Origin of the sequence: Bacillus lumedeiriae (assembly GCF_044891285.1) — a bacterium.
GTDB classification, from domain to species: Bacteria; Bacillota; Bacilli; order Bacillales; family Domibacillaceae; genus Pseudobacillus; species Pseudobacillus lumedeiriae.
This window is the reverse complement of sequence record NZ_JAUIYO010000029.1, coordinates 1-12,537: the sequence shown is the minus strand read 5'-3', so window position 1 is coordinate 12,537 and position 12,537 is coordinate 1. Positions and strand designations below refer to the sequence as shown.

The window sequence follows — 12,537 nt, the reverse complement described above, 5'->3', positions numbered from 1 at the left end:
CGGCTTGTGCCATTAACCGTGAACAGCAAGTCGGTTCATTAGAAGTCGGCAAACAAGCGGACGTTGTGTTATGGAATGTGAAGACGTATCAAGAACTGCAATACTTATTTGGCGTGAACCACGTCAAGTCTGTATGGAAAAAAGGCATCCAAGTAGTGAACGGATGCGAAAGATCCTCGGCTGCAAGTGAAAGTGTAGTTGCAAAATAAAGATAAAAGAGAAGAAGGTAATCACAAAGGCTTGGTCTTTGCGATTACCTTCTTTTTTTAGTGAATGGAAGCTGTAAACAGAATTTTCCGGTTCGGATATGTTATTTCTATCCTTTGTATTCAGCGGTATAAGTGAGTACGTTCATTTTCTCTTCAGGATGATGGTAAGTAAAATAGCTTCCCGGATCTTCTGTATATCCTGCTTTCTCCTGTTTCGTCATAATCAGACTGTTATGTTTAAAGCCCTCTTCTAAATAATTAAGGCTAAGTGCGTCAGGGTGTGGGGCGGGGTAAGCAGATTGTATGTTTTTTAATGATTTCGCATTGAAATTATAATAGCAAAAATTTCCTATTATTTTAGAAGTGTCTTTTAAATAAGGCTGCAGAATGGTAATCGGTGACTCGTCGTAGATCACTGAAAATTGAGTAAACGAAGTGCTGTCAATGAAAAAGTCAATCGACTGTTCAGTTAATGGCAGCCGAAGGTCACTATTAACAATATACAAAACAGTTAAATTTGCATTGTGCTTTTCGATCCTTTTCTTTAATGTTTTAATGATTTCAACAGAGTGACATGTAAATACGTAATAAGTATTTTCAGGAAGAGAAGATAAATATTTAGGCAAAAGCATAGAAACTTCGATGTTTGTCTCAACAATTACCTTGTTTTCCAAGGAATGAGGCAAAAGTTCTTTAATCATCCACATTTTACCCTTCTCCAATAAATCGATAAAACCTGTAGTCCATCTCCCTAGATCAATGTTGTAAATAGAGTAGGAATTGGGAGAAGAGCGAATCTGTTCGGTTAAAAGAATCCCTTCTTTAATTGCTGCCTGGTATCCACAGACACAAGAGAGGTTTCCTTCATAAATATACTGTCCGTGCATCGAGGCATCTTTCATGTTTAACAACTGCCAGCAGTGTGGACAGCGAAACAGTGATACGAAAAATAGCGGTACACCTGTTGTGAAATCATCTGGCGGCAGGTGTATAATTGAATGGATTTTTTCATCAATTGAACGAATCAAATTCGAAAGCTGTTTTTTTTCTGCAATCAAATCTGCTTTTTTTTCTAGAAGCAGATTTGTAAAATAACTTGCCTCTTCATTGTGACCGCTATTCGTTAAACGTTTAAGAGATAGTATCTTATGAATCTCTTTTAGCGAAAAGCGAAGCTGCTTGAGCTCATGAATGAATGCCATGTCCTCTAGACATAGTTGATTCATATAGTATTGCGTTTTTTCTTTTTCAGGGAGTAAAAGCCCCAATTCAATATAATATCTAACAGTATCGATCGATACATCGAATTTTTTAGCGAAACTACCGATTTTCATGCGACTGCCCCTCTCGATGAATGTTCCGAATAAATATGGAGTTAACTCCATGTTTTTGTCGCAAATTTGATTAAAATGCTTATTGACGTCATGTTGACTCGATTTAATAAACTAATTATACAGAAAAGTTAAAACAATTTGAACTGTCAATATGCGGTTGGGGGAGGCTGTTATTATGGCAACAGAACAAGTTTCATTAAAAGAGGAAGTTATTACGTGGAGACGCCACTTGCATGAAAATCCCGAATTGTCCTTTCAAGAAGTCCAGACTTCTGAATACGTTTACAATCATTTAAAGAGTTTTCCTGGATTGGAAGTAACGAGACCGACAAAAACAAGCGTTTTGGCCGTACTTAAAGGATCCAAAAAGTTCTCAGGAAAACAACCAGTTATTGCTTTTCGGGCAGATATGGATGCGCTTCCAATTCAAGAAGAAGCGGATATCGAATTTCCTTCTAAAAACCCGGGAGTGATGCATGCGTGTGGTCATGACGCACATACATCGATGTTATTAGGAGCCGCCAAAGCACTTTCTGATAAAAAGGACGAGATTTGCGGGGAAATCCGATTCATCTTTCAGCACGCCGAAGAAATGCCGCCAGGAGGCGCAGTCGAACTTGTCGAACAAGGTGTGATTGATGGTGTGGATTATGCGTTTGCTCTTCACGTTACTCCGTATGAATCATCAGGAACGATTTGTATGAGAGAAGGAGTACTCTGTGCTTCCAATGATGATTTTGAGATCAAAGTGATTGGTCATGGCGGACATGCTTCGACACCTGAATTAACGATTGATCCCATTATGGTTGGAGTCGAAATCGCGAGCAACATCCAGCAGATTGTTTCTAGAAAACTGCCGGCTCTTCAGTCACCGGTTATTTCTATCACGAAGTTTAATGGAGGAAGTGCATTAAATATTATTCCAGACACAATTGAACTCGGCGGAACGATTCGTTCGTTAGACCCTGAAATCCGTGTGAAAGCGAAAGGCTTTGTGAATCAGATTGTCAAAGGTATTACAGAAACGCACGGTGCCAGTTATGAGATTGTTTGGCATGAAGGATATGCAAGCGTTGTGAATGACAAAGAGGCTGTCCGCATTACGAGAGAGGTTGCGGAAAGTATCGTCGGTAAAGAGAATGTGATTCATGTGGAAGAACCTTTGTTCGGAGGAGAGGACTTTTCGGCATTTTCTCAAAAAGTACCTGCCTCTATGCAATTTATCGGTGTTCATAATGAGAAGTTTGGAAAAGCTTATCCACTGCATCATCCTAAATTTAAAATCGATGAGGGAGCTTTGCAGTATGGTGTAGATTATTTCGTAGGAATTGCGACAAAACTATGCTGTAAGTAAGTCCAGTAAAAAGGCGTCCTCTATGAGAAGAAAAGACAACTATGCCCTAGACACCCAGCATCCTCATCATTGTAAGCGCTTTAACGTAGTAGAGAAATAGCAACTGAAAAAAACGAAAAAGGGGAAAAGATACGAATGCTGAAAGACCCGGTTATTGCCACTACACTCATCCTATTATTAATAGTTGCTGGAGAAGTCATTTCCATTAAAACAAAGGCGCGGGTGCCTATGCTGGCCGTTGCTCTATTCGGATATTTGGTGCTTATTTGGTTAGGTGTTTTTCCGAAAGACCTTTTGGACAATTCCACGCTTGCCACACTTGGTGCGTTGATGTTTGCTCCTTTAGTTGTTCATATGGGAACGCTTATTCCAATAAAGATGATCAAACAGCAATATAAATCAGTCATTATTGCGTTAATTGGTATTACGATTTCAACGGTTACGATCCTTCTTGTTGTTTCGCCGATTTTTGGATATAAAGTTGCAGCATCTGCTACGGGACCGATCAGCGGCGGGGTCATTGCTTTTCTTATTACGTCGGATAAATTACGTGAATTGGGCCTAGCCTCTCTTATTACTATTCCAGCTCTCGTTCTCGGGTTGCAAACCTTAGTTGGACTGCCGCTGTCAACATTTTTCCTTCGTCGTTATGCGAGAAAGCTTCTTGAGGCCGGCGGTCATAAGAAATACATTGCAGCTGCAAGTGAAACGGCACTTGCCGCAAAAGCTTCGAAAGAAGAAGAGGTTGAAGAGAAAAGTAAACATTGGCTTCCAGAAAAATACGCTACGGCTCCAATTTTAATGTTTCAATTATTTGTCGGTGGATCGTTAGCTGTCATTCTAGGTAAGTTAACAGGAATTAACTACGGTCTTTGGTCGTTAGTAATCGGTTTAGTTGGAACATATATCGGCTTTTATCGCCAAAGCATGTTAGAAAAGTCCAACTCGTTTGGCATTGTTATGCTCGGTATTGTGTTTTCTGTTATTTCATCCATGAATGGAGTTACTTTTGACATGCTAATCAAGTATTTCCCAGCGGTTCTAACCATTTTGGCTATCGGTTCCATTGGAATTATTCTTGGCGGAATCATCGGTTCTAAATTAGTTAGATGGGATATGAATAAAGGAATTCCGGTAGCATTGACAGCTATGTTTGGATTTCCAGGTGATTATATCGTTTGTGAAGAAGTGAGCCGCAGTGTTGGAAAGACAAAAGAGGAAGAAGAGTACATTTTCAATGAAATTTTGTCCCCGATGTTAGTTGGAGGATTTACAACAGTAACGACTGCATCTATTGTTATTGCCACCGTTGTGATGGGTACACTTTAATATAAAGAAACGGCTGTCCTAAAATTAGTGAAAACTAATGGCGGGGCAGCCTTATCTTTTTTGTCTTTATGTAAAAAATAAAATGAGTTTCCTGATGTTCGTTTTTATGTAATGAAATTAGCTCTTGCCAAATTTTTACCTATAGTATAACTTTTTGTATGATTGAACCGAGGTATATAGAAGGGAGTTTTTATGAGAAGAATTTTAGGTAGTTTAACTGCTTTTCTTATTATATTTGCCTTCGTTTGTCATGCTTCAGCCCAATCTTTGACAGACATAGACAATCACTGGGCGAAAAAGCAAATCGAAGAGCTTATAGACCAGGGGGTCATCTTCGGGTATGAGGACGGCACTTTTCGGCCGTATGCCCAAGTGACAAGAGGGCAGTTTTTAGCTTATTTAGTAAGGGCGCTGGACTTGCCGGCAGGTGATTCTGCTTTTCCGGATGTACCGGCTGGCAGCCGTCTTTATGAGGACATTGCAGCCGCTAAAAAAGCTGGACTCATACAAGGAAATAATGGTTTGGCATTTGCAGATAAGCCGGTAACAAGAGCTGATGTCGCCGTAATGCTTAACCGTGCGATGCAATTGAAAGGGAATTATACGGAGCGGAAGCCGGTAACGTTTACGGATGCCTCGAAAATTGGAAAGTATGCTTATGAGTCTGTGGAGCGGATGAGTTATTATGGCTTGATTTATGGGACGGCTCATAACACATTTGAGCCGCTTAAAGCAGCGACACGGTGGGAATCAGCTGTATTTATACATCGGATGATGGAGAAGCTGGATCTTTTGAACGGCAATGACGTTCCAGTTCAAGGGCCGGGAATTGAAGGTCATCAGGAAGTAACTGTACCTGTAAATGATCATCAGTCGATCAAAGTTCGAATGAATACAAAAAATGTGCCGCTCACATATGAGAAAGAAGCAACAGAGAAGCATATTTTATCGACCGATTATCATTACTATTATCACATGGGCATTGCATCAAAACCGCTCGGTTCATTACGGGTCACGCTGCGGAAGCTCGATAATGGCGACACGTTCATTTTTACAAAATTTCTTCATAATGGCGATGATGCATATTCCGCTTCTATCATTGTACCGTTTGAACAGGCTGACAACTATTCCATGGCGAAATATGATTCCTTTGGGAGTGTGAACCAATCACATGATGGAATATTCGGTGTGGATGAAACCTCTCATCCTGTCGGTATTTTATCAGTGAAAAATGGCTCGGCAATCCAGAATGAAATAATGGTAGGAAAAAACTACATTTCTGTTCAGGAGCAGATGGACTACTCAAAAGATCAGCGTTCGGTCATTCGAAAGTTATTAGATGAGCGGGAAAGCTATGAAGTTGTCACAGATGCGTTAAAGCACACGGTTACCGCGCAGGTGAATGTAGAGGTGCGGGAAAAGGCGATCTCTGAATCATGGCTGCTGCTTTCTGAAAAGCCGCTGTTTGCAAAGGAAAAGAATCGAGATGAATGGTTTAAGAGAACGATCATTGAATACACTTCTATTAACAACTGGCTGACAGCTGATGGGGCGTACACAAAGCTTCCGTGGTCGATTGAACCTGCCCGGCAAATGGGGTATGGACGCAACGTGGGCCGCTTGCAAGGGGGAGTGTATTTAACAGTCTATAACGAGAACAAAGAGCGTTATTTTCGAGATCTTGTCGTCAATTCCCTTACCGATCTTGATGTTCTTTCGGGCGGGGAATTGACAGCTGGAAAGAATCCCATCTTTGAAACAGAGTATACGAGTTCGAGGCTGAAAAGTGATTATGGCTTAACGGCTCCTTACATTGATACACGTCATAATGAAAATGCGGCGCTGTTTTTAAAGAATATAGCGGAGGCTTTATCGATTTCGCAGCTTAAAGGAGCCAACTTGCGCTATGCCGATTTTCTCGTATCGCAGAAAGAGCTCGGTAATGTGATTCCAGTCACAGCATCAAGCTATTTAATTGCTGATTATTATGCACCGGGTAATCAGAAGGCAAAAACGCATGCCTCACTAAATCATGCACTCGGTGAAATGCGTTTCTTGCTGGAATCATATAAACAAACGAAGAACACGGCGTATTTAACAACAGCCCGTCAGGTTAAAGCGGGGATTGAAAACCTCTATCCGCTCTGGGTAAGAACAAATGGCGATCTTTGGTATCAGGTTAACAGTGGTCATACATTCGATGGCAAGGATTATGAAAACTTAACACTGATGGACTTGCTGTTAAGCCAAGATGTATTTGCTGAAACAGGCATTGCACGCAGTGAAACGTTTGATAAAATGATTCGTACGAAAACGAAATACCTCGTTGATCACAACATTAAGATCATTCCAGCTGTCGTTAAGCTTCTTCACGAACAAGGGTTCACTGATCTTTTACAAGAGGTTTATGCTGCGAGCACTGAGAAAATAGATCTTGATGAACGTCCGAAAGATACGCTTGATTTGCTAGCCGAATAACAGGGGAAGCAGCATGTAGATCTTGTTCGCTTCACTTATGGGTCATTCAGTGTATCGATTTAAAAATGGCTGCCTGCGAGTTAGTGATTCACTGACTTTCAGACAGTCATTTTTTATTCTGAATAAAGCGGAAAACCTTGCTCTAACACGTTGCATCATTTAATATATAATTAACAAAAATGGAAGGGTGAACCTGGAACAATGATCAATTAATCCTATTTTTTAAGAAAAAACACGTTAAATAGGCGAACTTTTTTCTAAATAGGATTAGTCTGTACATCTATATACAAACGAATAAGATCATTGCGTCTCTTCTATTAGAGATATTATTTGGCAGTTTGAGATTGTATTGTACTCCCTCCTGTTTAGAAAACTCTCAGGAGGTTTTTATTTTGGAAAAAAACAGTACAGGTAAGGTAAGTAATGAGGAGATACCGCAGTCAGCTAACTTGTTTCGTAACCGTGTTTTTCAGGCGATTATTATTTCCGGTTTGTTTTTACAAATAGGGATATGGGTGCGAAATTTTGCTGTATTGCTATTTGTAATGGAACATACCAATGGTGATCCGTTTGCAATTTCGATGATTTCTGTGGCAGAGTTTGCACCAATTTTTATTTTTTCATTTATTGGCGGAACGTTCGCTGATCGCTGGAGTCCGAAGAGAACAATGGTATGGTGTGATATTTTAAGTGCATTTTCTGTATTTGCCGTACTCGTCACTCTTCTATTCGGAACGTGGAAAGTAGTGTTTTTCGCTACATTAATTTCCGCGATCCTTTCGCAATTTTCTCAGCCTTCGGGCATGAAGTTATTTAAAATGCATTTGCCTGAACAACAAATGCAGGCTGGGATGTCAGTTTATCAAACTGTATTTGCCGTGTTTATGGTGTTGGGCCCTATTCTTGGTACATTTGCTTTTCAATCTTTTGGCATTCATGTTTCCATTACTATTACAGGTATCGCCTTTTTACTTTCAGCTGCAGCGCTGGCCTGCCTGCCTAAAGATCGTAAAATGGAAGAGGAAACGTCCAAGACAACATTGTTACAGGAAATGAAAAGTGGCATTAAATATGTTTTGAGAAAGAAAGAGTTAAGCCTGTTAGGTTTCTGTTTTATGGCAGCGGGACTTGGACTTGGCTTCATTCAGCCGCTTTCGATTTTTCTTGTAACTGAACAATTAGGTCTGCCAAAAGAAAACCTTCAATGGCTGTTTATGGTTAATGGCATTGGAATGATTATAGGTGGAGCGGGTGTGATGGTTCTTGCCAAAACAGCGGCTCCCCAGAGGCTGTTGGTATTCGGTATGCTTGTGAATGCCCTTGGCATAGCTGTGATGGGGTTATCAACAAATCTTTGGCTTACCTTAACAGCAGAGTTTTTTAACGGACTCATGCTGCCTTGTATTCAGATCGGCATCAATACGATGATTTTGCAAAGAACAGAAGGAGCTTTCATCGGTAGAGTGAATGGAATTTTAAGTCCGCTATTTACAGGTTCAATGGTATTAACGATGAGTATTGCAGGAGTTTTGAAAGAGCAATTGTCATTGGCTATTATTTTTGAATCCGCGGCAGCTATGTTTATTGTTGGCATGATCTTTATTTTGCCGTTGTACAATATGAAAGCGGAAGCGAAGCCGGGCGTCCCGAGTTCAGAGGATGAAAGGTGAATAAATAGTTGTTTTAGAATAGAAAGGAGCAAGCCCAAAGTTAACGTAAACCGACTAGGGATTGCTCCTTTTTGTTATTTATGTACAGCTTCTTAATAATGAAGCTGTTTTACCCGCGCTGTGTAGAAACGGTAAAGGACAAAGGCGATCAAGGATAGTACGATTCCTGAAATGTACGGGAGACCAATAGTGATAGAAAACAACCAGCCTCCTACTGGAGGACCGATGATTCTGCCAAGCGAATCAAAGGAAGAAAGAAATCCAGTCGCGCTGCCATGACCGCTTGTTGTTGTTTTTGTAATCAAAGCAGAGATGCTTGGACGAATCATGCCATTTCCGATGCCGAAGATTGTTAAGAAAATAGCGGCTGTCGTAAAATTTTCAACGAGTAAAATTAAACCGAAGCCGATGGCGGAAATGAGGATACCGGCTTGGATGACCCGTCCTTCGCCAAACTTTTTTGTCAGTCTGCCGATTAAACCGCCCTGGACAAAGGCGCTGGCAAGTCCCATAATCATAAAAATATAGCCTAGATTGATCGTTCCGAGTCCCGCTTTTTCGGCAGCGTAGTAAGCAAATGTTGCTTCTAAGCCCGCTAAAGATAATGAAATGAATAATTGTAGAATAAATAGCGTAGATACCGGGCCGTTGAATGAGTCACGGAGCGACGTTTTCTTTGTCTGCTGCTGGTTCCTCTTTTCTTCTGTTAATGATTCTTTTAGAAGAAAAAAGACGAGGAATAACGTTAAAACGGAAGAAGTCCCGGCGATGTAAAATGGCATATTTAAACTCATTTTCGAAAAGATCCCGCCGATTGCTGGCCCGAAAATAAAACCTAGGCCAGTAGCTGCCCCGACAATCCCCATTCCTTTTCCACGGTCCTCCGAGGTTGTAATATCAGCAACATATGCCATAACCGTCGGCATATTAGCGGCAGATAAGAAGCCTCCGATAATTCTCGCTGCAAACAGCATCCAAAGGGAAGATGACAGCCCCATCAAGAAAAAGGAAAGCCCAAGCCCGAAGATACCAATCATAATGACCGGTTTTCGGCCAATGCGGTCAGAAATCCGTCCCCATACTGGCGCGAAAAGAAGCTGCATCAACGAATAGACGGCCATAAGCAGTCCTAATTGTGTAGGAGAAGCCCCGATATTTTCTGCATAAAACGGCAGGACGGGAATAATGATCCCGAAGCCGACCATTACGAGAAACATAACCAAAAATAAGATAGGCAATGCTTTTTTTGTTTCTAGCATGATATTCACTTCCGTTTCCAGTGGTTGATTATTTTTATAAATGAGATCATCGTGGATAGAACCGTTAACCCCACTAGTTTAGCAACAAAATACAGAAAAGGAAACAGACAGTATTTGTGGTAATTGTGATGTTTCTTGATAAAGGGAAGATACTATGTGTATAAGTCTTTTCCAGGCAATAAGTTGCAGTACTTATTGCTTTTAGAATATTTGTTATATTGTGAATATTTTTAATCTGTTTACATAAACACCCTTATTTTGAAAAAAGATCATGTAATAATAACTCCATAGTCTTTACGGTATTGTGTGACTGCTGGCTGAGGTAGAAGAAATAAAAGAGACATGCTTCATATGTGAAGAAGGGAGAGGGAGGTTGATAGTTTCACATACATAGCCTATAGCCTCATTCGGTGGAAGTGTTATAAGCAGCGGGAGTATGTGAGATGTTTAGAGGAAGGTCAAGGAGTGCGCCGAAAGAAGGGATGAAAAGTAAGTGGTATTTTTGTTGCGTTTTATTCTCCATATGCTTTTCGGAAACCAGCTGTTAAATTTCTTACATGTGAGAGCGGACAGGCATTAGTCACAGTACCTATAAAGGCAGCCGATTTTAGCTTCTATGTTCAATGCAGACAAATGAAAGTATTCGAATGATTTCATGTGAAATGATGAAGGGGAGGGTGTTTATATGTTTAAAAGAAAGACTTTAGTTTCTTCCACGGTGGCTGTGGTGACGTTGTCAGCGATGTTTGGTTTGCATCAAACAGGGGTGGCTTCTTCTGCAAAGGAGCAAGAAAAAGAGACAGCAACTGCTGTGAATGTAAAAGCAGCGCCGCCTGCAGCTGGACAAATGGACCCTACTACGTTTACTCCTTATTTTGGACAAAGCTACAAGCAGTCTGAACAAGTCAAAGCGTTATATCCGAATCCCGGTGTTACATTCGATACTCCCGCATTTAAAGAAGGAAAAACAAATTTCACAACGCAAGAGGAAATGATGCAGTTCTTGAAAGAGTTAGATAGTCAAAGTGAGCTAATGAAGATGGAAACTACCGTGCGCTCGCTTGAGGGACGTGAGATGCCAGTCCTTATTTTTACAACAAGTGAAAGTGAACATTCAGCTGATTTTAAACGTAAGCCAACCGTTTGGATGGAGGCTCAAATTCATGGAAATGAGCCAGCTGCGGGCGAGTCAGCTTTAGCGACAGCACAACGATTGGCCTTAGGTGAACTTGGCCGGGAAGTACTGAAAAATATCAACGTTGTCATGGTGCCGCGAAAGAATCCAGACGGTTCTTACTACTTCCAACGCCAGAATGCAAAGAAGCTGGATGCTAACCGTGATCATATGAAGTTTGAAGTAAAGGAAATTAGAGAGATCACCAAAGTGTTCAATCGATTTAAGCCAGAGGTAACCATTGCACTGCATGAGGAAGGGGTTAAACCGAGTGCGTACTCTGATGTTGGAGAACAAGGAGCGCTGGCATACAATGATATTACTATGGCGAAGCAGTATAACTTAAATACTCCGAAATCGATCTTTAAAAAGACGGATGATTGGTTGATTAATAGTGCTCATAGCGATCTGGCGAAAAGCGGTTATCGTTCCGGTACGTATCTCGTGCCTGAGCGTTCTAAAGATGGTGAATACATTGTATGGGAAGTAGGAACAGAGCCTCGTTTCGAAACGACTTTTCAAGGTCTTCAGCCAGCCTTTTCTTTATTTGTAGAAAGCCGGGGGATAGGGATTGGCAAAGAAAACTTTGAACGTAGAGTGGCTGCGCAAGTGGCTGCCCAAACTAGCTTATTGCAGACAACTGCCAATCGGGCAAAACAAATAAAAGCTACTGTAGAAGCCGCGAGAGAAGAGGTTGTAAAAAAAGGTGAAACGGTAAAGGATAACGATAAAATCGTTATCAACAGCACAACGAAGGAACTACCTGGAAAAAACAAAGTTAAAGTCGTTGATATCGCTAAAGGAGAAGTTGTAGAAATACCAGTCAAGTACCATAGCTTAGATAAGGGAGTTCCGACTCTAGAAAGAATCCGTCCGAATGCATATATTTTGCCTCCGGCTTATCACGAAATTGCTGAAAAATTACAAATAGCGGGCATTAAAGTAAGTAAATTGAAAGAGGCGGAAGTTATTAATGTAGATCGCTATAAAGTTACTGAACAAAAAGTAGATGAACGTTATTATGAAGGACATTTATTAAATCACGTTAAAACAGAAATAAAAGAAAAAGAATATTTCTTCCCGAAAGGAAGCTACGTTTTCCAAATGAACCAGCCTGCCGCTAACCTTATTGCAGAGGCGTTTGAACCTGAGGCGGTAGATAGCTATGTTACATTTAACTTTATACCTGCCAATCTTGGTGATGAACTACCGATTTATCGATACATGCAGGATAAGAAACTTAATGTAGAGACTGTGACACAGTAAAAGGAAAGGTAAGAGCAAAAAGTGCGAAGAGATGTTTCGCACTTTTTGCTTTTATTACAGATCAATTTCACAGAAAGCCAGCTCCTGAAGCGAAAGTCAGTAGGCCAGTTTGGCTTAGATATTTTTAAAGTGCTGATGCCTCTAATTAAAAAGGCTTCGAACTTGGGCGGATATTTTTTCGGGAAAATAGTTGACTTAATGTTTGGGATCATGGTATATTGAATACCTGCCGCTGAATACGGCGGTTTTAAAAAAACTTTTTAAAAAAAGATTAAAAAAGAGATTGACTTTTAGACTTTTAAAGTGGTATGATTAAATCCTGTCGTTGAAAAAGACGGATGAAATTGATCTTTGAAAACTGAACAAAATACATGCCAGTAAGTTAATTCTTATTTAAAACAATTGAGCAAGTCAAACATCTTTTTGGAGAGTTTGATCCTGGCTCAGGACGAACGCTGGCGGCG

At 40.6% G+C, this 12,537-nt stretch carries 8 protein-coding genes; 6 read left to right on the top strand and 2 right to left on the bottom strand.

Going from position 1 to position 12,537, the window contains the following annotated elements; translation table 11 throughout:
- The coding region (locus tag QYG89_RS16745; RefSeq protein WP_404319324.1) for an amidohydrolase family protein at window positions 1-209 on the top strand (209 nt) is incomplete at its 5' end.
- Between the two features lie 107 nt (window positions 210-316).
- Here QYG89_RS16745 and QYG89_RS16740 read toward each other — a convergent pair.
- Window positions 317-1,543 (bottom strand): MerR family transcriptional regulator, encoded by a 1,227-nt coding sequence (locus tag QYG89_RS16740; RefSeq protein WP_404319323.1) that lies wholly within the window; start codon window positions 1,541-1,543, stop codon window positions 317-319.
- Between the two features lie 175 nt (window positions 1,544-1,718).
- Here QYG89_RS16740 and QYG89_RS16735 point away from each other — a divergent pair, with 175 nt between their 5' ends.
- From QYG89_RS16735 to QYG89_RS16720, 4 genes are all read left to right on the top strand, one after another.
- A complete protein-coding gene (locus QYG89_RS16735; protein ID WP_404319321.1) occupies window positions 1,719-2,897 on the top strand; it encodes a M20 metallopeptidase family protein in 1,179 nt (392 codons plus the stop codon).
- Between the two features lie 135 nt (window positions 2,898-3,032).
- Window positions 3,033-4,226 carry a hypothetical protein gene (locus QYG89_RS16730; protein WP_404319319.1) on the top strand — a complete coding sequence of 398 codons (1,194 nt, stop codon included), beginning with the start codon at window positions 3,033-3,035 and terminating at the stop codon, window positions 4,224-4,226.
- A 192-nt stretch (window positions 4,227-4,418) separates the two neighbouring features.
- Window positions 4,419-6,704, top strand: a complete 2,286-nt coding sequence (locus QYG89_RS16725; protein ID WP_404319318.1) for an S-layer homology domain-containing protein — start codon at window positions 4,419-4,421, stop codon at window positions 6,702-6,704.
- 431 nt (window positions 6,705-7,135) lie between these two features.
- On the top strand, window positions 7,136-8,374 hold the full coding sequence (locus QYG89_RS16720; protein ID WP_404319326.1) for an MFS transporter: 1,239 nt from the start codon (window positions 7,136-7,138) through the stop codon (window positions 8,372-8,374).
- Between the two features lie 92 nt (window positions 8,375-8,466).
- On the opposite strand, the gene QYG89_RS16715 is transcribed toward QYG89_RS16720, so the two are convergent.
- A complete protein-coding gene (locus tag QYG89_RS16715) occupies window positions 8,467-9,633 on the bottom strand; it encodes an MFS transporter (RefSeq protein ID WP_404319316.1) in 1,167 nt (388 codons plus the stop codon).
- A 685-nt stretch (window positions 9,634-10,318) separates the two neighbouring features.
- Between QYG89_RS16715 and QYG89_RS16710 the strand changes: the two genes are divergently transcribed.
- Complete coding sequence (locus QYG89_RS16710; RefSeq protein WP_404319315.1) at window positions 10,319-12,073, top strand: M14 family metallopeptidase; 1,755 nt, start codon at window positions 10,319-10,321, stop codon at window positions 12,071-12,073.
- Window positions 12,074-12,537 lie beyond the last annotated feature (464 nt).

Excerpts from the sequence above, each read along its gene's own strand:
- QYG89_RS16735 (WP_404319321.1), top strand. The coding sequence starts at position 1,719 with ATGGCAACAGAACAAGTTTCATTAAAAGAGGAAGTTATTACGTGGAGA.
- QYG89_RS16710 (WP_404319315.1), top strand. The coding sequence starts at position 10,319 with ATGTTTAAAAGAAAGACTTTAGTTTCTTCCACGGTGGCTGTGGTGACG.
- QYG89_RS16725 (WP_404319318.1), top strand. The coding sequence starts at position 4,419 with ATGAGAAGAATTTTAGGTAGTTTAACTGCTTTTCTTATTATATTTGCC.
- QYG89_RS16730 (WP_404319319.1), top strand. The coding sequence starts at position 3,033 with ATGCTGAAAGACCCGGTTATTGCCACTACACTCATCCTATTATTAATA.
- QYG89_RS16740 (WP_404319323.1), bottom strand. The coding sequence starts at position 1,543 with ATGAAAATCGGTAGTTTCGCTAAAAAATTCGATGTATCGATCGATACT.
- QYG89_RS16715 (WP_404319316.1), bottom strand. The coding sequence starts at position 9,633 with ATGCTAGAAACAAAAAAAGCATTGCCTATCTTATTTTTGGTTATGTTT.